20 protein-coding genes are annotated in these 23,749 nt (G+C 45.5%); 14 read left to right on the top strand and 6 right to left on the bottom strand.

Features of this window, described 5'->3' with window-relative positions; translation table 11 throughout:
- Positions 1-106: 106 nt before the first annotated feature.
- Positions 107-2,251, bottom strand: coding sequence for a transglycosylase domain-containing protein (locus HMPREF1492_RS00740; protein ID WP_051479322.1), 2,145 nt, complete (start codon positions 2,249-2,251; stop codon positions 107-109).
- A 161-nt stretch (positions 2,252-2,412) separates the two neighbouring features.
- On the opposite strand from HMPREF1492_RS00740, the gene tyrS reads away from it, so the two are divergent.
- The 8 genes from tyrS to HMPREF1492_RS00700 all read left to right on the top strand — a co-directional run bounded on the left by tyrS (position 2,413) and on the right by HMPREF1492_RS00700 (position 12,453).
- Complete coding sequence (gene tyrS, locus HMPREF1492_RS00735) at positions 2,413-3,624, top strand: tyrosine--tRNA ligase (protein WP_035434931.1); 1,212 nt, start codon at positions 2,413-2,415, stop codon at positions 3,622-3,624.
- A gap of 30 nt (positions 3,625-3,654) precedes the next feature.
- Positions 3,655-5,757: a DUF6541 family protein gene (locus HMPREF1492_RS00730; RefSeq protein ID WP_035434929.1), complete on the top strand. Its 2,103-nt coding sequence runs from the start codon at positions 3,655-3,657 to the stop codon at positions 5,755-5,757.
- Between the two features lie 2 nt (positions 5,758-5,759).
- The gene (gene rfbA, locus HMPREF1492_RS00725) at positions 5,760-6,662 is read left to right on the top strand and encodes a glucose-1-phosphate thymidylyltransferase RfbA (protein WP_035434926.1); all 903 of its coding nucleotides are present in this window, start codon (positions 5,760-5,762) and stop codon (positions 6,660-6,662) included.
- A 1-nt stretch (position 6,663) separates the two neighbouring features.
- Positions 6,664-7,563, top strand: a complete 900-nt coding sequence (gene rfbD, locus HMPREF1492_RS00720) for a dTDP-4-dehydrorhamnose reductase (RefSeq protein ID WP_035434924.1) — start codon at positions 6,664-6,666, stop codon at positions 7,561-7,563.
- Between the two features lies 1 nt (position 7,564).
- Entirely contained in the window at positions 7,565-8,632 is a 1,068-nt protein-coding gene (gene rfbB, locus HMPREF1492_RS00715; RefSeq protein WP_035434922.1) for a dTDP-glucose 4,6-dehydratase, read from the top strand.
- Positions 8,632-9,477: a LicD family protein gene (locus tag HMPREF1492_RS00710; RefSeq protein WP_035434920.1), complete on the top strand. Its 846-nt coding sequence runs from the start codon at positions 8,632-8,634 to the stop codon at positions 9,475-9,477. The genes rfbB and HMPREF1492_RS00710 overlap by 1 nt, the downstream gene beginning before the upstream one ends.
- A gap of 220 nt (positions 9,478-9,697) precedes the next feature.
- Complete coding sequence (locus tag HMPREF1492_RS00705; protein ID WP_035434918.1) at positions 9,698-11,488, top strand: NTP transferase domain-containing protein; 1,791 nt, start codon at positions 9,698-9,700, stop codon at positions 11,486-11,488.
- A 17-nt stretch (positions 11,489-11,505) separates the two neighbouring features.
- A complete protein-coding gene (locus HMPREF1492_RS00700) occupies positions 11,506-12,453 on the top strand; it encodes a DMT family transporter (protein ID WP_035434916.1) in 948 nt (315 codons plus the stop codon).
- Between the two features lie 76 nt (positions 12,454-12,529).
- Here the strand turns inward: HMPREF1492_RS00700 and HMPREF1492_RS00695 are convergent, their stop codons facing one another.
- The 3 genes from HMPREF1492_RS00695 to HMPREF1492_RS00685 form a co-directional block, all read right to left on the bottom strand.
- Positions 12,530-13,873: a Gfo/Idh/MocA family oxidoreductase gene (locus HMPREF1492_RS00695; protein ID WP_035434914.1), complete on the bottom strand. Its 1,344-nt coding sequence runs from the start codon at positions 13,871-13,873 to the stop codon at positions 12,530-12,532.
- Positions 13,874-13,875: 2 nt separating this feature from the next.
- Positions 13,876-14,961, bottom strand: coding sequence for a pyridoxal-phosphate-dependent aminotransferase family protein (locus HMPREF1492_RS00690; RefSeq protein ID WP_035434912.1), 1,086 nt, complete (start codon positions 14,959-14,961; stop codon positions 13,876-13,878).
- 92 nt (positions 14,962-15,053) lie between these two features.
- Complete coding sequence (locus HMPREF1492_RS00685; protein WP_035434947.1) at positions 15,054-15,845, bottom strand: glycosyltransferase; 792 nt, start codon at positions 15,843-15,845, stop codon at positions 15,054-15,056.
- A 92-nt stretch (positions 15,846-15,937) separates the two neighbouring features.
- On the opposite strand from HMPREF1492_RS00685, the gene HMPREF1492_RS00680 reads away from it, so the two are divergent.
- Positions 15,938-16,861 carry a LicD family protein gene (locus HMPREF1492_RS00680; protein WP_051479320.1) on the top strand — a complete coding sequence of 308 codons (924 nt, stop codon included), beginning with the start codon at positions 15,938-15,940 and terminating at the stop codon, positions 16,859-16,861.
- A 2-nt stretch (positions 16,862-16,863) separates the two neighbouring features.
- The gene (locus tag HMPREF1492_RS00675) at positions 16,864-18,114 is read left to right on the top strand and encodes a lipopolysaccharide biosynthesis protein (protein WP_035434910.1); all 1,251 of its coding nucleotides are present in this window, start codon (positions 16,864-16,866) and stop codon (positions 18,112-18,114) included.
- A 60-nt stretch (positions 18,115-18,174) separates the two neighbouring features.
- On the opposite strand, the gene HMPREF1492_RS00670 is transcribed toward HMPREF1492_RS00675, so the two are convergent.
- On the bottom strand, positions 18,175-18,561 hold the full coding sequence (locus HMPREF1492_RS00670) for a DUF2304 domain-containing protein (RefSeq protein WP_035434908.1): 387 nt from the start codon (positions 18,559-18,561) through the stop codon (positions 18,175-18,177).
- A gap of 9 nt (positions 18,562-18,570) precedes the next feature.
- The gene (locus HMPREF1492_RS00665; protein WP_035434906.1) at positions 18,571-19,251 is read right to left on the bottom strand and encodes a glycosyltransferase family 2 protein; all 681 of its coding nucleotides are present in this window, start codon (positions 19,249-19,251) and stop codon (positions 18,571-18,573) included.
- Positions 19,252-19,367: 116 nt separating this feature from the next.
- On the opposite strand from HMPREF1492_RS00665, the gene rfbC reads away from it, so the two are divergent.
- The 4 genes from rfbC to dcd all read left to right on the top strand — a co-directional run bounded on the left by rfbC (position 19,368) and on the right by dcd (position 23,747).
- Positions 19,368-19,973, top strand: coding sequence for a dTDP-4-dehydrorhamnose 3,5-epimerase (rfbC, locus tag HMPREF1492_RS00660; RefSeq protein ID WP_035434904.1), 606 nt, complete (start codon positions 19,368-19,370; stop codon positions 19,971-19,973).
- A gap of 26 nt (positions 19,974-19,999) precedes the next feature.
- Positions 20,000-22,630 (top strand): U32 family peptidase, encoded by a 2,631-nt coding sequence (locus HMPREF1492_RS00655; RefSeq protein ID WP_051479319.1) that lies wholly within the window; start codon positions 20,000-20,002, stop codon positions 22,628-22,630.
- A 91-nt stretch (positions 22,631-22,721) separates the two neighbouring features.
- Positions 22,722-22,958 (top strand): NifU family protein, encoded by a 237-nt coding sequence (locus tag HMPREF1492_RS00650; RefSeq protein ID WP_012809080.1) that lies wholly within the window; start codon positions 22,722-22,724, stop codon positions 22,956-22,958.
- A 231-nt stretch (positions 22,959-23,189) separates the two neighbouring features.
- Positions 23,190-23,747: a dCTP deaminase gene (gene dcd, locus HMPREF1492_RS00645; RefSeq protein ID WP_035427834.1), complete on the top strand. Its 558-nt coding sequence runs from the start codon at positions 23,190-23,192 to the stop codon at positions 23,745-23,747.
- Positions 23,748-23,749 lie beyond the last annotated feature (2 nt).

Here is a 23,749-nt window from a genome sequence, read left to right as displayed (position 1 = left end):
ATAAAAATAACGTAGCAGCCATATAAACTGCTACGTTATAAAAGTCTAACTTTTGGGGGTCACATCATTAGTGCAGACTCCTTTTTGTTGTAGATAAACCAGAGGTTTATGGAGTTCCTGTTCCAGTTCCAGTTCCAGTTCCAGTGCCCGTTCCTGTTCCTGTTCCGGTGCCCGTACCAGTACCAGTACCAGTACCAGGAGTGGCCGGAGTGGTAGGAGTGGTAGGAGTAGTAGGAGTAGTGGTTGAATCGTCCTCTTCCTCTTCCTCCTCTTCCTCTTCCTCTTCGTCGTCATCTTTCTTTTCTTGCTTAGCATTAGCGGAGCCACCAACAAATTTCCAGTAACTATTAGGCTTGTAAGCAATAGTTTCAGTGGTCTTTGGGAACTCAGCACGAGGAACGCCAGATAAAGCTGCGTTCATGTAGTAAGCCCAAACATACTGCGCAGTAACAAAGGTAGAAGACTCGCCGCCACCGATGATAACAGGGTCACGACTATCTGGATATCCACACCAAGCAACTGTTGCAAGCTGTGGGGTATAGGCGCAGAACCAAAGGTCCTCGGATTTATCGGAAGTACCTGTCTTACCAGCAACTGGCTGGTTAAAGGTCTTCAGGTTGTAAGCATAGCGACCAGTACCGGAGGTAAGAACGCCACTCAGAACATCGGTAGCAGCTGCAGCAACAGCTGGGCTAATTGCCTGAACTGGGTTGTCCTTGTGCTCGTAGATAACGTTGCCATTACGGTCTTCAATGCGCGTAATTGCTACAGCATCACGACGAACACCGCCTGCAGCAAGCGTTGCAAATGCTGTGCACTGCTCAATAGGGGTTACACCCTGGGAACCAAGAGTAGTAGACAGGTATGGCTGTAGCTGGGTGCGAATACCCATGGCATAGCACGTTTGAAGGATCTTATCGATACCAATAGCTTCAGCAACCTGTGCGTAAACAGTGTTAGAAGAGTAAACCGTACCTTGACGCAGCGTAATTGCGCCATAGCTGTAGTTACCTGCGTTTCCAACCAGCCAGGTAGGTGTAATCTGCATGGGAGAGTTGCCGTTAAGAACAATCTCTGGGTTCATGCCTTCAGAAAGGGCTGCTACCAGCGTATACATCTTAAAACTGGAGCCCATCTGACGGTTACTACTGGTTGCAATGTTGTACTGACTCTTTGAGTAATCCTGTCCACCAACCATTGCTTTAATATAGCCAGTTTGAGGATCAATAGAGACCAAAGCAGCACCCAGGCGAGGGTTGCCAAGCTCAGCAATACGCCTTCTAGCAGCCTCATCAGCATCTTTCTGGAGGTCAGGATCAAGTGTAGTATAAACACGCAATCCACCCTGGAGAATAGTATCGCTATCAAAGTCTTCCTGAAGCAGGCTACGAATGTAGTCAGTCCAGTAAGGGAACTGGCCAATGTTGTCGGTCAAAGTACCAGGGTTAAGTACCAAGTCCTCAGCAACAGCTTCATCGTACTGCTCCTGTGTAATATCGCCCGCGCGAAGCATACGCTCAAGAACGGTATTACGCCTTTCTCTTGCTGCCTCTGGATTAACAGTTGGGTCATAGGCAGAAGGTGCGTTTGGAAGACCAGCAAGTGTTGCAGCCTCAGCAAGAGTTAAGTCACTTGCATGCTTGTTGAAGTAGATAATACTTGCTGCTTCAATACCGTAAGCACCATTACCGTAGTAAATGGTGTTGAGGTACATATTAAGAATCTGGTCTTTAGTAAACTTCTTCTCCATTTGAATAGAGATGTAAGCCTCGCGGACCTTACGCTTCAAAGAACGCTCAAACTGCTCGTTGGAAAGAACAGTGTTACGAACAAGCTGCTGTGTAATAGTGGAAGCACCTTCGCCGCCACCAAACAGAGAGCCAACAGATGCTCGGACAATACCCCAGGGGTCAATACCACTGTGGGAATAAAAACGCTTGTCCTCAGTATCAATAGTGCCCTGAATAACATAAGGAGAAATCTGATCCAGGGTAACGGAACGGCGCTGCTGCAGATAGAAGTCAGCAATGTCGTTACCCTTGGAGTCATAAACGCGGGTAGGCTCTGCTACCAGGTAGGCATCAGCAGAGTTGTAATCAGGCAGGTCCTCGAGCCATGAAGAAACAGCTGCACCCAAAGAAAGAGCAAGTGCAAGCGCGAGAAGAGCCATAAAGCCAAAGAATCCAGCAACGCCAAAACCTACGGCATGTGTATTTGCGTGTGTACGTGCACGACGGGTTCTAATACCCATTGAGCCTCCTTGTCATAGCTCTCACTATTATAGTCTGATATTTATGTTTCAGTGAATAAAGAGTTACAACTCTGTTGTATTCTGATAGATAACATATTTGATTGATACTATTTGTAGCAGTAACTATATGGTTTAACAGGCTTGCGTTGAGAGGATACAGAGTGCTTTCAGTAGAAGAACAGCTCCGTGTTATTACTTCAGGAACTATGCAAATTGTTCCTTTGGACGGTTTAAAAGAGAAACTCAAAAAGGGCACTCCTCTTAACATTAAGCTCGGCGTTGATCCAACAAGTCCTGATTTGCACCTGGGTCATGCAGTTCCTCTGCGCAAGATGCGTCAGTTCCAGGACCTTGGTCATAATGTCACCTTGATTATTGGTAGTGGCACTGCGCTGATCGGTGACCCTTCTGGCCGAGATTCTACCCGTCCTCCTCTCACCGCGGAGCAGGTAGATGCCAACGCAGAGACCTATGTTAACCAGGCAATGAAGATTCTTGATCCAGAAAGAACTACCGTTGTTCATAACGGCGACTGGATTAAGCCTATGAATCTTGAGACTATGCTTGGCCTTATGAGCAAGTTCACCATTGCTCGTATTCTTGAGCGAGAAGACTTCTCTAATCGTTATCACAACCAACAGCCAATTGCGCTTCACGAGTTCATTTATCCCGTGCTTCAGGCATACGATTCAGTTGTTATCAAGGCTGACGTAGAGATGGGCGGAAACGACCAGATCTTCAACTTGCTTGCTGGCCGCGATCTTATGCGTGATATGGACATGGATCCTCAGATTGCTCTTACTATGCCTTTGCTTGTAGGTACTGACGGCACTAAGAAGATGAGCAAGTCTTACGGTAACTATATTGGACTGACTGATGAGCCAAACGATATGTTTGGCAAGGTCATGTCTATTACTGACGAGATTATTCCAATGTATTATCGCCTCTGCTCTACGCTTTCCATTGATGAGCTTGATGCAATCGATAGGAGCTTTGAGGACGGTACCGCTGATCCTTATCAGCTCAAGCGTGCTCTTGGTAGAAATATTGTTGACCTCTACCACGGTGAGGGAGAAGGCCTTAAGGCCCAGGCAGCTTTTGATGCTCAGTTCAAGAACAATGAGGTTCCTGACGACGTCAAAGAGTTTGCCATCTCTCTTGAGGCTGATGAGGATGGTCTTATCTACCTGCCAAAGATTTTGGTTGAAGTAGAGATTGCTTCAAGTAACGGTGAGGCTCGTCGTCTGATTGACGGCGGCGGTATTAAGATTAACCAGCAGCCTCATCCAGCAAAGACCTATAAGGTTGAGCCATCGGTTCTTGAGAAAGCTCTTCTCCAGGCAGGTAAAAAGCGCTGGGCTCAGCTCATCTAAAACAGAAGCACTAACTAAGGGCGCATACGCATGTGGAAACAATTTGTTCTTGTTCTTATAGTTACAACAGCAATTGTTTTTGTTCCAGGATATCTGGGTGCTCGTTTATCAGGCGGTAAACGAGCACTTTCACTTGCCGTGGCTGGTCCGTTAAGCGTCGTTTTTTATATTGTTGCGGGCATTGCAATGTATCCTCTTGGTCTCAAGGGGCTTATCCCGCTTTTTGCTCTTGCGGCATGTTTTCTCGCCCTTATTGCAGCAACTCGATTTGGCTCAGAGAGACTTTTACACAAAAAGATTCATTCTTCTTTGTCGCTTTCGTTGCCTGGAGTCTGCATTGTTATTTGTCTTGGCGCACTCGCAGCAAGTTATGTGTTTTATCGAGGTCTTGGAAATCCAAATAACTTCTTGCAATATGACGATAACTACACTCATATCTCTTACATCAATAGAATTATTCAAACAGGTGTCTTCTCGACTTTAAAAGCATCTGTTTTTGACGGTTTGCCGCTCTCTACACCACAGCCTTTCTCGGGCTCTTGGTATTATCCTTTGGCATTTCACAGCTTTGCCTCAGTAGTTACATTACTTACCCACTGCTCAATTGGAATGGCAGAAAATGCCGTTAATGTGGTGTGGACCGGCTTAGTGTACCCATTAGGACTTTTTGCGCTTGTTTCAAAGATTTTTGGAAAGAAAATCCAGGCGGCAGTACTTGCACCCTTTGCAGCATTTGCCAATATGGCATTTCCTGTCCGCATGCTCACAGTACATGGCCCGTTTCCAAATATGCTTTCCTTCTGCTGTGTTCCTATAGCAGTGTATTTGTTTGTGCAACTCCTTGATTCGATAGCGCAATTGTCTTCTCATAAACATGGCGAGAAACCCCAGAAGGCTTCAGATATCTTTATGCTCATTTCGGTACTTTTGGGAATTGTTTTTTGCCATCCAAATGGTGTATTTTTCTGGGCAATTATGGTGTTCCCTTACGTGTTAGTTTCATTTATCCCACGCATGGTGACCAATAAATACGCAGATAAAAAGAATAAAGTTGCTATCTTAGTTGCTTTTGAGACGCTCTGTATTGTCCTTTGTATTGGTATGTGGACCATTGTTTTGAATAGCAGCTTTATGAAATCTGTTGTGCATTTTCTATGGGGTTGGGATATAAACCCACTTGACTCAATTATGCATATTGCCACTCAGTCGTTCATCATGAATGTCCCAGAAGCAGTTTGTACGGTGCTTTTCTGGGTTGGCTTTATCCACGCTCTTCTCGTTAAAAAATCTCGTTGGTATGCTTGCAGCCTGCTCTTTGTTTCTATTTTCTTTGTTGTGGGACTTATGGGTAACGTAGATGTAAAGCGTTTTCTTATTGGCTTTTGGTACACAGACCCAGAGCGTATTGCTGCCATCATGTGTATCACCTCTACGCCATTAGTTTTACAAGGTGGTATTGATATTGTTTCTGCTGTTTTAGTTGTACTTCAAAAAGTAAAACATGCAGTAAGACCTGCTCAGTCCGCTACAAGCGATAAGCCACGTTTGTCGCGTAGTCGAATTTCTCTTCTTAAGAGTGCGTTTGCAGTTTTACTTTCTATTCCTGTCGTATATGCACTGTGGACCCCAGTTGATCCTTTGCAGTTTCAGACACATGAGCCAAGTCGTTTTCAGATGAGTCTACATTGGATGAGCGAGTCATATATTCCACAAGACTGGAAGACTTATTCCGCTTCTGAACAGGCGTTTGTTCAAAGAGTAAAAGAAATTGTTGGGGACTCAGTTGTACTCAATAATCCATTTGATGGATCATCTCTTGCTTATGCGATAGATGGTTTAAACGTGTACTACAAGTTTAAATACAATGATAATGAGTCACCTGAAAGCAGGCTGATTAGAGAAAAGCTAAATCGCGTGTTTTATGAAAAATCGGTTCAAGATGCCGTTCGTTCTGTTGGCGCACAGTATTTTATTCGTTTGAATATGTATCCAGATGATCAGTACCCAACTATGCCTAAAGAAGAAGGAGTATGGTCTGGTCTCAATATTGATAATGGTGCTCCAGGATTTGAGTTGGTACTTGAAGAAGGACCGTATAAACTTTATAGAATCACAGCGATTGATGGGGAGTAATTTTGAAAGGCATTATTCTTGCAGGAGGTAGCGGTACCAGGCTTTATCCGCTGACAACCGTTACATCTAAACAGCTTTTACCTGTTTATGACAAGCCAATGATTTATTATCCTCTGTCTACGCTTATGCTGGCGGGGATTAGAGACATTCTTGTTATCTCTACTCCTCGTGACCTTCCAAATTTCGAGAAACTCTTAGGTGACGGTTCTGACTTTGGCATCTCTATCAGCTATGCCGAACAGCCTTCTCCTGATGGACTTGCTCAGGCGTTTGTTATTGGTAAAGAGTTTATTGGTGATGACGCTGCTGCTCTGATTCTTGGAGATAATATCTTCTATGGAAACGGTCTTTCAGGACTTGTGAGAAAAGCTGCTCAGCAGGCACAAACTGCTGGTCGTGCCACAGTTTTTGGCTATCACGTTGATGATCCAGAGCGTTTTGGCGTTGTTGAGTTTGATAAGAACTACAACGCTATTTCAATTGAGGAGAAGCCAGCTCATCCAAAATCTAACTACGCAGTAACCGGACTTTATTTCTACGATCAACGTGTTACTGAGCTGGTAAAGCAGGTTCAGCCAAGCGCTCGTGGTGAGTACGAGATTACTGACCTTAATCGACTCTATCTTGACGATGGCACGCTTGATGTTGTTACTCTTGGTCGTGGCTTTGCGTGGCTGGATACAGGAACTATGGAGTCTCTTTTTGAGGCATCTACCTTTGTTCGTACTGTTGAGACTGCGCAAGGTCTGCCTGTAAGTGTTCCAGAAGAAATTGCTTTTGAGAACGGTTGGATTGACAGCTCTAAACTCCTCGAGTGTGCAGAACGCTACGGTAAATCAACGTATGGTGAGCACCTCAAGAGCGTTGCAGAGGGACGTATTCTTCCTTCTGAAAAAGGGGAATAACATGCGTATTCTTATTACTGGCTCTCATGGTCAGTTGGGCAATGAACTCAAGCGTCTTTTTGAGACTGGTATCTCTGAAATTGGTCCTATTCCAAAGTTGTTTGTTGATCCAGATGTTGACTATACCGATGCAGACGAGCTTGATATTACTAGTTCAGAAGCGGTAAATACATGGTTTGACCAGCATGATTGTTATGACCTTGTTATTAACTGTGCGGCCGCAACAAATGTAGACGGCTGCGAAAGCAATTTTGAGATGGCCTTTGCGGTAAATGCGCTTGGCCCTATGAATCTTGCACGAGCTTGCAGTGCTACGCAGACAAAGCTTGTTCAGGTTTCTACTGATTACGTCTTTAGTGGTAAGGAAAGCTCTCCTCGCACGGAACAAGATGCTCCTTGTCCTGTTTCTGCGTACGGTCGATCCAAATTAGCAGGAGAGGGACTTGCGCTGGCCGCAAATCCTCAAACGTTTGTAGTGAGAACGGCATGGCTTTACGGCTATGTTGGCAAGAACTTTGTAGCAACTATGCGAACCCTTGGCGCAAAGTATCCAGAGATTAGCGTTGTTGATGATCAGGTGGGTAACCCTACCAGCGCAAATGACCTAGCTCACACAATCTTGTGCATTGCAGCCACTGAGAACCATGGCATCTACCATGCAACTAATGAAGGAACATGTTCATGGGCTGATTTTGCTGAAGCCATTATGGCTGGCAGCAATCTTGACTGTAAGGTTCGTAGGGTAACCTCTGCTCAGTGGAAAGAGATGCACCCAGAAAGTGCTTCTCGCCCCGCATATTCATCTTTGGTAAACGGTCATCTTGAGAGTACCATTGGAAATTGTATGAGGCCTTGGCAGGAGGCTCTTGCGACATATCTTTCGAAGGTAGAAAGAGGTTAGTGTGAAGACCTATTTGGTAACTGGTGGAGCTGGATTTATTGGATCTAACTTTATCCACTATATGCTTAGAAGAAATCAGGACATTCATATCTTGAACGTGGATGCCCTGACGTATGCAGGCAACCTTGAGAACCTCTCGGAATATGATCAAGATTCTCGCTATACCTTTGCCCATGTAGATATTAGGGATAAAGAGGCTCTGACACAGCTGTTTGAGACCTATCATCCTGATTACGTTGTTAACTTTGCAGCAGAGAGCCACGTAGACCGTTCTATTGAAGATCCAGGTGCCTTCGCTGACACTAACGTTATGGGTACTGTCGCTCTTCTGGGTGTTGCAGAGTCTTTCTGGAATGATGGCCAGGGCTCCTACGGAGACCACAGATACCTGCAGGTTTCTACTGATGAAGTCTACGGTTCACTGCCGCTTGATGATCCAGAGGCGTTCTTCCGCGAGACTACACCATTGAGTCCACACAGCCCTTACTCTGCATCTAAGGCTTCTGCAGATATGTTTGTAAAGGCCTGGCATGATACGTACGGATTCCCAGCAGTAATTACTCGTTGCTCTAACAACTACGGCCCCTATCAGTTCCCTGAGAAGCTCATTCCTTTAATGATCGAGAATTGCTTGGAACACAAGGCTCTTCCTGTTTATGGTGATGGACTTAATGTTCGTGATTGGCTGTATGTTGATGACCACTGCAAGGCAATTGCTATGGTTCTTGAAGGCGGACGCCTTGGTGAGGTTTATAACGTTGGCGGTCATAACGAGCGCAATAACCTCTACATTGTTAAGCGCATCATCAGTGAAGTTGCAAGAATCACTGGTGACACTCAGATTACTGAGGATCTGATCTCTTACGTTACTGACCGCAAGGGTCATGATCGTCGTTACGGTATTGCACCTGATAAGATTAAAGAAGAGCTTGGCTGGTATCCAGAAACTCCATTTGAAGAGGGCATTGTTACCACTATCAACTGGTATTTAGAGAACCGCGAGTGGGTTAAGAATGTAGTTTCCGGCGATTATCAGGATTACTACAAGAAGATGTATGAAGGTCGATAATGTGCACATACGATACAGAAACGCTTAAACATCTCCAGCAAGTTGAACGCATGATCTTTAAAGATTTTGTTGATACCTGCGAGTCTCATAGTATCCGCTATTTTGGCATTGCTGGCACTGGTATCGGCGCCTTGCGTCATAAGGGTTTTATTCCTTGGGATGACGATATTGATGTTGCGCTTCCTGCAGAAGACTTCCATAAACTCCTAGCTATCTACGATGAAGAATGGGCTGATAAATACAGCATCATCAACTCAGAACGCAACATTAACTACCCGTTCCCTACAACACGCATTATGCTCAAGGGTACTCAGTTTTGTGAAGAAGCACTTGCATCGCTTCCACTTGATTTGGGAATCTTCTTGGATGTCTATTGTTTTGACAACGTATCAGATAATCAAAAAGAGTATGAGAAACAGGCACGTGATACCTGGTTCTGGTCACACATGCGTATTTTGGTAGATGTTCCACATCCCGTTATCCTGGTTGATGGTATTAAGGGAAAGCTCCTGCGTGTGGGAGTCACCATAGGCAGAGGAGTCTGCAAGCTGTTTCATGTATCTACTCAAAAGATGTATGAGCGCGAGCAAGAAGCTCGTAATCGCTATGCACACATCAAAACTAAGCGCATTGGATACTTGAACGACACCGATCCATGGACACAGACATATTACGTTGATGACATTTTCCCTGTTAAAAAGCTTGAGTATGAAGGAATGATGGTTGCATTCCCTAATAAAATCGAGGAGTTCCTTGAGCTTGTATATGGCGATTATATGCAACTGCCTCCAGTCGAAAAACGCAAAAATCACTATCCAGCTCGCCTTGATTTTGGTCCTTATTAATTCAAAACTCACTCTGATTCATGACAAGTACTCTAAACGGCACGTATTGTGCCGTTTTTTTGTGAGTCCTGATGGCTGAATATCAGGTAAGCTCAAAATCGTTACTAATTTGTTCAAAATAATATATAGCTTGTTAAAAATTGAACATAGGAGTAACATCTCAAGTGTGTTTTAGCTTGAAATCATTTTTTGCTATCAGAGGTCTTCATTTGGAGGAACCGTGGCACTGACAAAGAACGTGTTTTCTGTACTAAAAACCATTGCCCTTTCTGACGAGAAACTCAATCAGAGACAGCTTGCAGAAGAGGCTGAGCTTTCTCTGGGATCAGTTAATTCAGCAGTTAAAACGCTTGAGGACCAGGGTCTTATCGAAGAGGGACTCATCACACCAAAGGGTTTTGAAGCCCTGAAGCCTTACGAGGTTAAGAACGCCATTATCATGGCTGCTGGTCTGTCTTCTCGCTTTGCCCCTATCTCATGTGAGAAACCAAAGGGCGTCCTGAAGGTTCGTGGAGAAGTTCTGATTGAACGTCAGATTCATCAGCTGCTTGAGGCTGGCATTACTGACATCACCGTTGTTGTGGGTTATAAGAAGGAGTACTTCTTCTATTTGGAGGAGAAGTATGGCGTCAAGATTATTGTTAACCCAGATTACGCAACAAGAAATAACAATTCCACGCTGTGGTATGTAAAAGACCAACTTGATAATACGTATATCTGCTCGTCAGATGACTACTTTACACAGAACCCATTTGAACACTATGTCTATGAGGCTTATTACTCAGCAACGTATGTTGCAGGAGAAACTGATGAGTGGTGTCTTAAAGAGGGACGTGGCGGTCGTATTACCGGCGTAGAAATTGGCGGTTCAAATTCTTGGATTATGCTTGGTCACGTCTACTTTGACAGGCAATTCTCAAAGAAGTTTGTAGACATTCTTGAGGCTGTCTACGACAAGCCAGAAACCGTTGATATGCTCTGGGAAGAGATTTACGTCCGTCACATCAAAGAGCTTTCTATGACCATTAGAAAGTATCCTGACGGCGTCATTTACGAGTTTGATTCCCTTGATGAGCTTCGTCAGTTTGACCCAGCGTTTATTGAGAACATCGATTCAGAGATTTTTGACAACATTGTCTCGGTGCTTCATTGTCAAAAGAAGGACATTCACGGTTTCTATCCTCTCAAGCAGGGACTTACCAATCTGTCTGCTCACTTTATTGTGGGATATGGTAATGATGCTCAGGAGTATGTCTATAGACATCCTGGCGTTGGTACCGAGAAACTTGTTGATCGCGCAGCTGAAGAGGCTGGTCTTCGACTTGCTCGTGAGCTTGGCCTAGATAGCACCTTTATTTACGAGGACCAAAAAGAAGGTTGGAAGATTTCTAAGTTTGTAAAGAACGCTCAGAACCTTGATCCTCATAATCCTGAACAGCTCAAGCGCGCAATGGAGATGGGTTACAAGTTGCATCACAGTGGCGCTTCACTTGATCGCTCCTTTGACTTTGTCAATGAGGGTCTTAATTACGAGAAACTCCTGCTTGAAGATGGTCCTATTGAGATTCCTGGCTACTATGAGCTTCGCGAGAAGGTCCTGCGCTTGAAGAAGCATGCAGATGCTGATCAGTATCCCGTTGTTATTTCTCACAATGATTTCTTCTACCTGAATTTCTTGATTGACGAGGTTGGTAATTACAGCCTTATTGATTGGGAATACGCAGGTATGTCTGATGAGGCAAATGACTTTGGTACCTTTACGGTTTGTTGTGAGCTTACTGACGATGAAGCAAATGCAGCTATTGATTTCTACTTTGGACAAGAAGCAACGTTTGAGCAGCGCAGGCACTTCTGGAGTTATGTGGTCTTTGCAGGCTGGTGCTGGTATCTATGGTCACTTGTAAAAGAGGCTGAGGGCGAGAATGTAGGCGAGTGGTTCTTTATCTACTACCGCTACGCTGCAAATAATATCGACCGCGTGCTTTCTTGGTATGAAGAGATCAAGAACTAAGATCAAAAGGGGAAATAATGCAATATGGTTTATTAAGCGGCATTCTGTGGGCAGTTGATACCGTTATTCTCGGTGTTGCTCTTGGTATGAGTCCCTATGTTAATTCCGCTCAAGCATCCTTTGCTAGCGCATTTATGCATGACTTTTTTGCCGCGGCTATTCTTCTTGTCATGATGGGGTGTAAGGGCAGGCTGAGGGATACCCTTGAAGCTGCAAAAACTAAGAGCGGCCGCGTTGTTATGCTGGGCGCTCTTTTAGGCGGACCAATTGGCATGAGTGGTTATCTTGCCGCAATTAATGCTATTGGACCTGGTTATACCGCTGCTATTTCGGCTTTTTATCCAGCCGTTGGCTCGCTTTTGGCGTGGCTTCTTCTTAAAGAAAAAATGAATTTGAAGCAGGTTATTGCCCTTATTGTTGCTCTTGTAGGCGTTATGGTCATTGGTGTATCAACTGCTGCAGGAGAGGGTAATGGAAACGTTCTTGTTGGTATTGTGGGTGTTATAGCTTGTGTCTTTGGTTGGGGTTCCGAGGCAGTTATTTTAGCTTGGGGTATGCAAGACGATGCCGTTGATAATGAGACAGCACTCCAGATTAGGCAAACCACCTCTGCGTTTGCTTATGGTCTTATTATCCTGCCTCTCGCAGGCTCTGTAGAGTTTGCAAGCCAGGTTGCAGTTACTCCTGCTAATGGTGTTGTCTTTATTGCGGCAGTTGCTGGTACTGCCTCGTATCTCTTCTACTACAAGGCCATTGACGCTATTGGCGCTTCTCGCGGTATGGCCTTGAATATTTCCTACTCTGCTTGGTCGGTAATTTTTGCTGCTCTAGCAGGTATTGTTCTACCAACAATTATGCCCGAAGCAATTCCGTCTCCATTGATTGTGATTTGCTGCATTGTCATTATTGTGGGAACAGTTCTTTCGGCTACTCCAGACTGGAACGAGCTGCTCAAGAGAGATTAATTTGTTTTTTGTGATTCTAGGTGCCTTACAAAAAACGAGTCATTCTACAATATGAATGACTCGTTTTGATATGAAGTTACCTAATTTGTAAAATATTTGTTCCCAAGTAGTATTCGCCCATTATTTTGCAAAGTGAACGTGAAATATCTCGGGAAATGTAAGAATTTGATGCACCGTTTGCAATAGCTTGAGCAAACGTAATAAGCTCAAACCTAAAGCCCTCACCATCAAGTTGATAGAAGTAGCGCTTATTGTCTGCAGGATTTTCGTAGCGAATTTCAAAGTAATCTGTTTTCCACCAAGGTGCTGGTACATAGACATAAGCGTCAGTACCAGAGATAACCAACTCGCCCTCAGATTTAACACCGGTTGCTACTTTCATAGAAGCTACCGCACTTGGATAGACAAAATCTATCTTGGTAAATTCACCTTCGTGGACAAAGCCTTTCTCGCCACGAGTAATGATTTGCGAAGATGTGTAGTCGGTACCAAGAATTTGGAAGATAGGGAGAAGGGCAATGGGTCCCCATTCACCCATACCACCCCAGTTGGCACCCGTAATTGAATCATCAGTTTTGCTATAACGAAGTGAGGTACAGGTGGCATCAACTGAGACAACCTTGCCGATTTTTCCGCCTTTAACCAAGAGAACAAGTCGATGGAAGGCTGTTGAATATGCTGTTTTAATGGCATCTTGAAGCACCAAACCACGCTCTTGTGCATAAGCTACTAGAGAATCGCCAGCCTCTGGTGTTAGAGCAAAGGGGGATTCACATAGGACATGCTTTCCCGCCTCAAGCGCCTGCCTGATTTGTTTCTCGTGAAGAGATGGATCAGATGCAATGACAACAGCATCAACTTTTTGTAGAAGATCGGAGATGTCAGAGGTTATAACAGGAAGTTCAGATAGCTCAGGAGTAAGCATGGTGGTGTCGGGCGTAGCAATGCCTTCAATCTCCATACCGTTTACAAAACGAGCTTGCATCCTGTATTTATCAAGCCAAGAAGCGTCACCAATGAGCCCAACAGAAAGTTTGCGCTCTTCGCTGCGGAGCTCCGTGCTTGAAATGCCTTTTGTCCGGTCAAGATACACTACTTTGCAGTAGTCAGAGAGGTAGTCAAACTTACCTTTCCAGTCTGAGCCAATCGCAAAAATATCTGCACCATAACGACGGATATCGTCAATTTTTTGTCCTTCGTATTCTTCAACGATAATCTCGTCAGCAAGACCAGTCTCTCTGACGTTTTCGATTCGTTCAGAGAGGCTTTGTTTTACGTTGATTTTACCGCGAGCCATATCGTAGGCTTCAGCGGTAACACCTACGATAAGATAGTCGCCCAGGTCTTTGGCGCGCTTGAGTAGGTTTGTATGGCCATAATGAAGCAAGTCAAAGGTGCCATAGGTGATTACCTTAGTCATGGTTACTCCCTGGTGGTTAAGAGACCTCTACGCTGAACGTCATGAATTGCTGCAACAAGAACGGCATTATCACTTAACTCGTGCGCACCAATGTGCCCAACGCGGAAAGAAGTGTCTGCATTTTCGCCACCATTTGGACAAATCCACATGCCATATTCGTCTTTAAGTACTTGAAAAAGCATTTTTGCAGAGTAGTTACCAGTTGAAAGGAAAGTAACTGCATTTGAAGGAGATACAAGGCGCATCTTAAACGGAAGACTTTGAGCACGCTCGCGGAAATCTTTTGCAAGCACTGCAATACGTGCATTTTCAGCATCGACACCGCCAGCTTTAACAATGTTGCTGAGGCGTTTATGGATTTGAAGAAGCGTCTGTACTGCTGGGGTAAAAGGTGTTTGACCGCGTTCTCCATTCTGGAGAAGTAGATTGAGATCAAGATACATGCATGGTGCTTTAATTCCAGTAATTTTTGTAACTGCTTTAGGAGAGAGTACAAGAGGAGAAATGCCTGGGGGGCAGGCAAGTGCTTTTTGAGAACCAGTAATCATGACATCTACGCCTAAAGAAGCCATGTCAAAAGGATCTGCTAAAAATGAGCTGACACAGTCCGCAATCCAGAAGAGATTATTTGCTTTACAGAATGCAGAAATAAGCTCAGCATCATACAAAATGCCCTGGGAAGTCTCACCAAGATTGACGAGAAATGCTGTGTAGCCCTGATTCTGATAAGGCTCTAAATCGGCTGCGGTTAATGATGTGCCGTAGTTAAGCTTGATGACAGTATGAAAAATGTTATGCAGCTCAAGGAGCTGAACAAAACGATGTCCAAAGCTACCACCGTCAACTACAAGAGCTTTATCTTCTGCTGAGAGGGTGCCTGCAACAACGGTTTCCATTCCTGCAGTACCGGATCCAGTCACAAAGACAGCGCGAGAGCCCTTTGGTGCTTTTGCCAGTTCACAGATCATTTGTTCGTTCTCAAGCATGGTAGTTGAAAACTCTGGAGTCCTAAAGTAAGGAACATTAAGTGCACCGAGAGCACGAACATCATCTTCTGATTGAACAGGACCAACAGCAAAGTTCAGCATATTTCTCCAATGATTGCTATATTGTTTATATAAGTATACAACCTGCATTTATATATTTTCTTGTTGTCGCGTTTCTACGTTGTAATGACAAACTAGCCGTTACTTTTTTGTCCGTTCTTATAGGCCATATTAATAAGCTTGGCAACAGGAGTTGGCCAGAACTTTTTGAGCATTTCAAAATCTTCCTTTGCACGGCGATTGTCATGAATAAGATGGCTGGTCTCAGAATCTTTATGAATACGGTGAAGCATCAGCACGCGGGTGTCGTATAAGAAATCTCCCTCGCGCTTGCTAATTGCTTCCCATGCTTCCCAATCCAAGTTAGAGCCAAATCCAGCCTTGAAAACAGGAGTTTCAAGGTTGGGAAGGATCAGCGTGGTACTTGGGCAGCAAATAGCACAACCTAACTCAAGTGCACGACGTTTGGCCCATGCCTTACTTGCATTTTCCGGTTTTGAGAGCGAGTGCAAGAGACGACGCTTTATCTTAAGCAGACGATTCTGAAGAACTTCTTCACCGTCGCGTAGCTCGCCATAATTAGTGAAATAAATGAGTGGACAAGAAGAGCTGTTTACACGTTTAAGCATGTACTCTGCATAGTTAGGTTTGTAAAGGTCATCTTGATGAGCAATGGTTACCAATGGAGTTGTGCAAACGCTTACAGCAAAATTCCAATCGCCAGCAATACCACCTGGGCCAAGATTGACATGCATTTGAATGTCGTATTTCTTGCAAAGAGACTTAATCAGATCATTTGGTGTTGAAGTAGCTAAAAGAATATTCGTAGATAGTGTTTGCTCCTTGAGCGAGAGAATGCACTCTTCTAGATAGGGACTCTCGCCATAAGCGCAAACAGCAAACGTGTGATCCTGAGGTGTATACATTGCTACATCCAATCGATTAGCTCCAATGTTTAGTATTATAGATACAGATGAGGTTCGATTCTACATATTAAAATTAATGTTTGGAGATTAAATTGAGCGTTGATGATTATAAAGAATACAAGAATCATGATGAATTGAGAAAAGTTCAACTTCTTTCTACACTTTTGATGGATGAGCTTGATAGAGTGTGTACTGAGCTAGGTATTTCATATCAGGCGTATAGCGGAACAGCAATTGGTGCCGTGAGGCATCAAGGTTTCATTCCTTGGGATGATGATATTGATATTTCAATGCTTCGAGAGGATTATGAAGTTTTATTGAAAGATGGTCCAAGACTTTTACGACCAGATTTTTGCATTCAAAATGGTAGAACGGATAATTTCTTTCCTGCGATGAATTCTAATTTATCTCTTAGAAATACTGTTTGTGTTCCAGATGATTTCTCGGATTGTCCATTTAAATATTCAATTTCAATTGGGATTTTTCCGTTTGATAAAATTCCCACAAGTCCAAAAATATTCAAATCAGTATTGCGTCGTACGTGGTTCTGGGGACGTCTTAATTTTCTTCTAGTAACTCCAACACCGCATATACCTTTGCATGGATGGAAAAGAAAAATAGCTTCTTTTGTATGTTATGTCATTCATTATATTTTACGAATTTTTCGTATTTCTTCTAAGTTTATCTTGTCAAAATGGGAAAAAGCTGCAAGGACTGCAGAAAAAGAAGATACAGATAGACGTACCTGTTTTGTTGAATCTGATCCAGAAAATTGGGAAATGGACCTTAAAGATTTATATCCAATGATTCGTGTGCCCTTTGAAGATATAACAACAATACTGCCTAATGCCTATGATAAATTGTTAACGAATGCATATGGTGCTTATATGGAGCTTCCTTCAATGTCTGAACGTAAAAATCATTATCCTAGTCAACTCGATTTTGGTAAGTGGAAAGACATAGACGTTACCAAAGGAAGTCGTCAGGCATTTGAAGACTTTGGCCAGAAAAACTAATTATGACTATTGATACTTCTGCTGAACAGCTGAAAAAAAACTACTTTTGGAATACGCTTGGCTCCTTGATGAACGCGGCTTCAACCGTGCTTATGCTGATGGTGGTCACACGTACCATGGGAGCTGCTGCTGGTGGTGTTTTCTCGCTTGCTTATGCTGTTGCACAGCAGCTGATGGTTATTGGTCATTTTGAGATTAGAACGTATCAGGTTACCGATACAGAAGAAGTATTCTCGTTTGGTGTGTATCTTGCTGCACGAATTATCACAACTGTTTTGATGGTTGCTGGAATTATTATTTTTACCCTGCAGTCTCAGGGATTGAGCTACGAGGGAGTGTTGTACGCCCTCATCGCATCGCTGCGCTTATTTGATGTTGTAGAAGATGTTTTCCATGGTATGTTCCAGCAGCATGGTCGCTTAGATGTTGCTGGTAGGGCATTCTTTTATCGTGTACTTGCAACCGTTGTTGGTTTTGCGGTGGGTGTACTTCTTACAAAGAATTTGCTTATTGGCGCAGCTGTTTCTTTTGTTGCTTCGTTGGTGGTTATGGTTGTGCTTGTCATTCCTCCCACTAAGCAGATGGCAACACTTAAACCTACTTTTGACTTTAAACAAATTACAAAGCTGCTGATTACCACCGCTCCTTTGTTTGCCGGTTCATTTTTGCTGACATACGTTGTGGGCGCTCCACGTTATGCGCTGGGAGGTCTGAGTGATCAAGCACTTCTTACCTTCTTTACCGCTCTTGCTATGCCCGCTATGGTTATCAATCTTTTAAGCAACTTTGTCTTTAAGCCGCTACTAACACAGATGGCTGAGTATTGGAATAACCAGCAAGACAAGCAATTTGTTGGATTGATTCTTAAGGGTTTTGCCGTAGTTGCTCTGGCAACAGTACTCTCTATGGCTCTGGCTTGGCCGCTAGGAGCTCCAGTGCTGGGGCTATTATATGGCCTTGATTTTGAGCCGTATAAGCTAGAGCTTTTAGTGCTACTTTTTGGCGGTTTGCTTAATGCGCTCACAGTCATTTTGTACTACGCCGTAGTAACTATGCGAAAGCAGGTTGCCGTGTTTGTGAGCTATGCTGCAGGTGCAGGTTTTGCCGCGCTTACAGGAGGATGGTTTGTAGGCAACTTTGGCATTATGGGAGCTTGTATTCTCTATGACGCCTCTCTGGCAATTCTGGCGCTTGTATTTGGAATCTTCTGCTTTTTGGGATTTAAAGACCAAAAGAAAAAGTCCGCTGCATAGGCGGACTTTTTGCATAAATGATTTGAGTGTTAGCGTGCCGTCAGAAAGCTGACGCGTCGTTTATACGCGGGTTCGCTGGTTAAGATCAGTTACAAAATCAAGGTTTTTCTCGTCACGTGAGTCTTTGTCACGCAGAGCAAGCTCAGCTGAAAGTTGCTCAACCTTAAAAGTAAGCTTAGAAATTGCACAGGACTGATGGAAAATCCTAATAAGCATCAGCACAATAACCAGCAGCAGGACAAAGTTTGCGGGACTCATAAAACCAAACAGGCCCGAGAAGAAATAGGCAAGCTGAGGGATAAGCGCAAACAAAACGAGGATTCCTGCAGAAACAACCCAATAGACAGAGTCGGAGATGCGAATCTTTGATTTGCGGACGCTATTGATGACAATGCCCATGGCAAATAGGGCGCCAATAAGCAGCAGAATTCTCAGAACTAAAGTCATGGTGTCACCTTATCTAAACCATTGGAAGAGCAAAAGCGAGAGACACGTGCGAGCCATATACATAATTGAGTTATAGAAGCTCAAGTAGGACTCGCCACCTTGACGCTCGCGCATTTCAGTTTCAATCTCGACAACCTTAGCTCCTCGACGCATCAGCAATGAGATGGTGTCTGGCTCGGGAGAGAAATCAAAGGAGCGCGCATACGTTTCAATAAGACCACGATCGTACATACGCATGCCCGAGGTAGGGTCAGTAATGGTCTGACCAGTGCTTGTTTTGATAAGCCAAGAAATCAGCTTGGAGCCAATCTCTCGAGGAGAGTTTCCGCGAGCCTTGGTGACAAAGCGAGAAGCAATGACGATGTTTGCTCCCTCGTTTACCATTGCTTGAGCCATAGGAGCAATGTACTCAGGCCTGTGCTGGCCATCGGAGTCAAACTGCACCACAGCGTCATAACCATGTTCTTTGGCGTAGCGCATACCAGCCCTAAAGCCTGCAGAAAGGCCTCCGTTAACAGGCAAATTGAGGTAGTTAAATCCACGCTCTTTACAGATATCCAGCGTGCGGTCAGCGGAGCCGTCGTTGATTATGATGTAATCAACTTGAGGGGCTACCTGGCACAACTCTGTAATAGTTGAAGCAATGCAGGCTTCTTCGTTGTAAGCGGGAACGACTGCAAGAATTCTCACAAGCATCCTTTGAATTGCAAATTACACGTTAACTGCATGAATATCATAGCTCAAAAGCCGAATTAAACTTGACTCGTATATAGTAGATTACCTAAAGAAATCGAAAGGTGCATGCTATGGAGTTTCCAAAAGAGCTTAAAAACCCTATTCAATCGGGCAATTTTACGTTTTATGACACCTCGATTGAAGGTGTAAAGGTTGTGGACGTAAAGCTGTACGGTGATGCGCGTGGTGGCTTTATGGAGACCTATCGTGAAGAAAACTTTGTTGCCGGCGGCATTGATGCTTCGTTTGTACAGGACAACCAGTCCTATTCCGTTCAGGGCGTGCTCCGCGGCCTTCACTTCCAGATTGAGCATCCACAGGCAAAGCTTGTGCGCGTAATCTCTGGCACTGTCTTTGACGTTGCCGTTGACCTGCGAGAGGGAAGTCCAACTTGGGGTCAGTGGGAAGGCGTTGTCCTGTCCGCTGAGAACCGCAGGCAGTTCTTTGTTCCTCGCGGCTTTGCCCACGGCTTTTTGGTCCTCTCTGAGACTGCGGAGTTCTGCTATAAGTGTGACGACATCTATCACCCAGGTGATGAGGGTGGCATCATGTGGAATGATCCAGAGCTTGGCATTGAGTGGCCAGCATTTCTTGGCGAGAAGACCTTAGATCCAGTAAAGGTTATTCTTTCCGACAAAGATAAGATTCATCCAGCACTTTCTTCACTTAAGAAGTAACAAGCGCTGAAGGCAAGTTAGGTACTATGAACGAACGTAATCGTCGTGAGCGAGAATCCACAGCTCACGAGCTAAATCGCATGAACGAGGCAGAGTGGACAGAGGAAGCTTCTGACAAGGAGCTCTCAACTCAGCCACTCCCTCGCGCAACACAGATGGAACTTCTCGCCCCAGCGGGAGGTCCAGCACCATTTACCGCAGCTCTTGCTGGTGGTGCTGACGCTATTTACTGCGGCTTGGGCAACAACTTCAATGCTCGCCGTGGTGCGGACAACTTTGATGACGAGTCGTTTGCGCGTGCGTGCAGACAGGCTCATCTAGCTGGTGCTCGCGTGTACGTCACCGTTAACGTTGTTGTTAAGTGGGACGAGATGCAGCGGGTGCTGCGCCTGATTCGTCGCGCGTGGACTCTTGGTGCAGACGCCTTTATCATCCAAGACTGGGGTCTTATGGCTCAGGTAAGAAAGACCTGGCCAGAGATTGAATGCCACGTATCAACACAGGCAAACATCCACGATGCACGTGGTGTTGCTGCCTGCAAAAAGCTTGGTGTGGGTCGCGTTACGCTGTCCAGAGAGCTTACGAAAGAAGAGATTTCTACTATTTCCAAGCTCGGCGTTGAGCTGGAGTGTTTTGGTCACGGCGCTTTGTGCTTCTGCTATTCGGGCATCTGCCACATGTCGTCTATGCGAGGAGACCGCTCTGCTAACCGTGGAGCCTGTGCTCAGCCGTGCCGCCTGCCGTATGAGCTGCTCAATTCTAAGCATGAAGTTGTTTCGATGGGTGGCATTGATAGGCTGCTCTGCCCAAAGGATTACTGCACTATTGATGACGTGCCTGACATGATTGAGGCGGGCGTTGGCTCGCTTAAGATTGAAGGCCGCATGAAGGCACCTGAGTACGTGTATTCGGTGGTGTCTTCTTATCGTCAGGCAATTGATGCTGCCGAGAAGGGCGTGGACAATCAGGCTGATGTGGCACGCCGCCACCGCTTGCTTAAACGCTCGTTTAACCGTGGCTTGACTAACGCTTACCTGCATGGTACCGCTGGCAATGAGATGATGAGCTACGAGCGCTCCAATAACCGTGGTGAGATTGTTGGTGAGGTCACCGGCGGACGCCCGCTTGAGGATGCTCTTGAGCGCAAGAGTGGTCTGAATGGTGGCCGTGTTAAGCTGCGCCGCTACAAGCAGGCAGATGTTGATCTTATTGCACACGCGCCTATTGGCAAGAATGACTTGCTTGAAATTAGGCCGCTCGATGCGCCTGACAAGTTCCTGACCGCTCTTTGTCCTATTGATGTTGAGCCTGGTCAGACAGTTACCGTGCGCACTTCTCGCGTTATGCAGACCGGATCTACGGTACGTATTATTCGCTCTGAAGCGGCGCGTGTAGCAGCTGAGCAGATTTCTTCACTAGAATATCCTCGTAAACGAGCCGTTGACGTGGCTATTATTGCCCGCATTGGCCAGCCCTTTACTGTGGCCCTTACTACCGCAGACGGTGTGGTAAGCGCGTCTGCCGAGGGCTTTGTGGTGGAGGAGGCACGCACCAAAGCGGTAACCTCTGACGAGCTTATTGAGCACGTTGGCCGCATGGGAACCTCGCCGTTTGAGGCCGTAAGCTTTGATGTCCAGATGGACGATATGTGCGGCATGAGCTTTAGTGCTGTCCACAAGGTCCGCGCCGCGGCATGTGAGCAGCTGGAGGCGGCGCTTCTGGAGGAGTACCAGGACCGCGAGCAGAAGATTGCTCCGCTTTCCCGTCTTGCCTATCAAAAGGAGCGAGAAGCCCAGGACAAAGAGAAGCTTTTTGCCTTTGATGAGGCTGCTGCAAAAACAAATGCGTCGCAGGCAGAAGTATGTGTTCTGGTTGAAACTCCAGAGCAGGCGCGCGTTGCGTTCAAGGCAGGAGCAGATCGTCTGTACGCAACAGGTGATGCGCTCGCAGAGACTTCGTGGCCAGAGGATCTTCTCGCCAAGGTAACACCATGGCTTGACGAGGTGTGTCGCGAGATTGACCATAAGCGCCTGGATCCCTACGTTGCTGCAGGTAGGCCGATTGCCGTGGGCAACATCTCCGAGCTGGCGCTGGCCGTTGAGCGCGGAGCCATCCCTGAGGTACGCGAGTGCATTCCAGTCCACAACGATTACGCTTTGCAGGCGCTTGCCGACATGGGCGCAGAAGGTGTCTGGCTCAACTCCGAGCTTACCCTCCAAGAGATCTGCCATATGGCGAGAAACGCCTCGATTCCTGTGGGTTATATGGTCAGTGGCCGTATTCGCACCATGACCACTGAGCATTGTATTTTGATGTCTACGGGCAAGTGTATCCACGATTGTGATGCCTGTAAGCTGCGCCTTGAGGAGCATACGCTTAGGGGCATCGATAACGATTACATGCCAGTTAGGACCGATAGGCACGGTCGCTCTAAGATTTGGAGCCCTAAGCTCTTTGACGGCGTGCCAGAGATGGCTGAGATGCTTTCTGCCGGCGTAAAGCGCTTTATGGTTGACGCAACGCTTCTGAGTACGGAGCAGACACGGGAGGCTACCTCTCGCGTAGCTGCTGCGATTGCGGCAACAGCGTCGGGTGCATCATTGCCTGCACGTCTCAAAGATGCTTCAGTTGGACATCTTTTCTCGCCAATTGGATAGGGCAGAAATAAGTTTGGAATTTTGGGTAGGATACCCTTGTTGTAAGTTATGAGCGCGGCCGCGCTTTGAGTAGATTTGAGTAGGAGCAAACATGGCCATTAATCGTGACCTTTTGAATGCAACCCTTGATGTTATTCGCCAGAGCCTTCAGACTGACGGTGGCGACGTTGAGCTTATCGATGTAAGCGATGACGGTACCGTTACCCTTGAGATGGTCGGCTCTTGTGCTGGTTGCCCTATGTCTGCATACGATATGTCTGAGGGTATTGAGCGCATCCTGATTGAGCATGTTCCTGGCGTTAAGCGCGTTCAACCTGCAATGCTGTAAGTTGCCGCTCAGCACCAAAAAGTGAACGTTTGGCGCTTATCGGTTGTTAGTTTCATACGCATAAACGTGTTTTTTATGCAGAGAAGTTGTGGTGAACCATGACTGACCTGCATATTTACAAATTTTATATATCACGTCCCGCACATTATTGTGTAGGGCGTGATATTTTATATAAACGGATAACTAGGTTTTCTGACCATATATTTGTATGACGTAAGAAAGGTGGACGTTGTGGTTCTTTCTGATCGCGACATTAAAGCAGAGATTGCAGCTGGTCGTATCGTTATTGAGCCTTTATGCGAGAAAAACGTGCAGCCTGCATCGGTTGACGTGTGTCTTGGCTCAAATTTTAGAATCTTCCGCAATTCTACGCATACCTCAATTGATCCACTTGTAGCCCAAGAGGGTCTTACTGAGTCAATTGATGTTCCTGAGGGAGAGGTTTTTGTCCTTCATCCTGGTCAGTTTGCGCTTGGTACTACGCTTGAGCGCATTGCTATTCCTGACGATATCCTCGGTAAGCTTGAAGGTAAGTCCACCTTGGGACGCCTGGGCCTTATGATTCACTCAACTGCAGGCTATGTTGATCCAGGTTGGGACGGAGAGCTTACACTGGAGCTTTCTAACGTTGCTAACCTTCCAATCATTTTGCACCCTGGCATGAGGATTGGTCAGCTTTCCTTTGAGCGCATGAGTTCTCCTGTTGAGCGTCCTTATGGCTGCGAAGATCTTGGTAGCCATTATCAGGGTCAGCGTGGTGCAACTCCTTCGCATGTTCTTTCAAAGTAGTT

The organism is Atopobium sp. BS2 (assembly GCF_000565075.1).
GTDB lineage: Bacteria > Actinomycetota > Coriobacteriia > Coriobacteriales > Atopobiaceae > Lancefieldella.
Note: the sequence above shows the minus strand (reverse complement) of the source record. Positions and strands in the feature narration are given on the sequence as shown.

What these genes read in the sequence shown, in the direction of transcription:
- HMPREF1492_RS00740 (WP_051479322.1), bottom strand. Translation starts at nt 2,251, where the DNA reads ATGGGTATTAGAACCCGTCGTGCACGTACACACGCAAATACACATGCC.
- HMPREF1492_RS00730 (WP_035434929.1), top strand. Translation starts at nt 3,655, where the DNA reads ATGTGGAAACAATTTGTTCTTGTTCTTATAGTTACAACAGCAATTGTT.
- rfbD (WP_035434924.1), top strand. Translation starts at nt 6,664, where the DNA reads ATGCGTATTCTTATTACTGGCTCTCATGGTCAGTTGGGCAATGAACTC.
- HMPREF1492_RS00710 (WP_035434920.1), top strand. Translation starts at nt 8,632, where the DNA reads ATGTGCACATACGATACAGAAACGCTTAAACATCTCCAGCAAGTTGAA.
- HMPREF1492_RS00700 (WP_035434916.1), top strand. Translation starts at nt 11,506, where the DNA reads ATGCAATATGGTTTATTAAGCGGCATTCTGTGGGCAGTTGATACCGTT.
- HMPREF1492_RS00695 (WP_035434914.1), bottom strand. Translation starts at nt 13,873, where the DNA reads ATGACTAAGGTAATCACCTATGGCACCTTTGACTTGCTTCATTATGGC.
- HMPREF1492_RS00690 (WP_035434912.1), bottom strand. Translation starts at nt 14,961, where the DNA reads ATGCTGAACTTTGCTGTTGGTCCTGTTCAATCAGAAGATGATGTTCGT.
- HMPREF1492_RS00685 (WP_035434947.1), bottom strand. Translation starts at nt 15,845, where the DNA reads ATGTATACACCTCAGGATCACACGTTTGCTGTTTGCGCTTATGGCGAG.
- HMPREF1492_RS00675 (WP_035434910.1), top strand. Translation starts at nt 16,864, where the DNA reads ATGACTATTGATACTTCTGCTGAACAGCTGAAAAAAAACTACTTTTGG.
- HMPREF1492_RS00670 (WP_035434908.1), bottom strand. Translation starts at nt 18,561, where the DNA reads ATGACTTTAGTTCTGAGAATTCTGCTGCTTATTGGCGCCCTATTTGCC.
- rfbC (WP_035434904.1), top strand. Translation starts at nt 19,368, where the DNA reads ATGGAGTTTCCAAAAGAGCTTAAAAACCCTATTCAATCGGGCAATTTT.
- HMPREF1492_RS00655 (WP_051479319.1), top strand. Translation starts at nt 20,000, where the DNA reads ATGAACGAACGTAATCGTCGTGAGCGAGAATCCACAGCTCACGAGCTA.
- HMPREF1492_RS00650 (WP_012809080.1), top strand. Translation starts at nt 22,722, where the DNA reads ATGGCCATTAATCGTGACCTTTTGAATGCAACCCTTGATGTTATTCGC.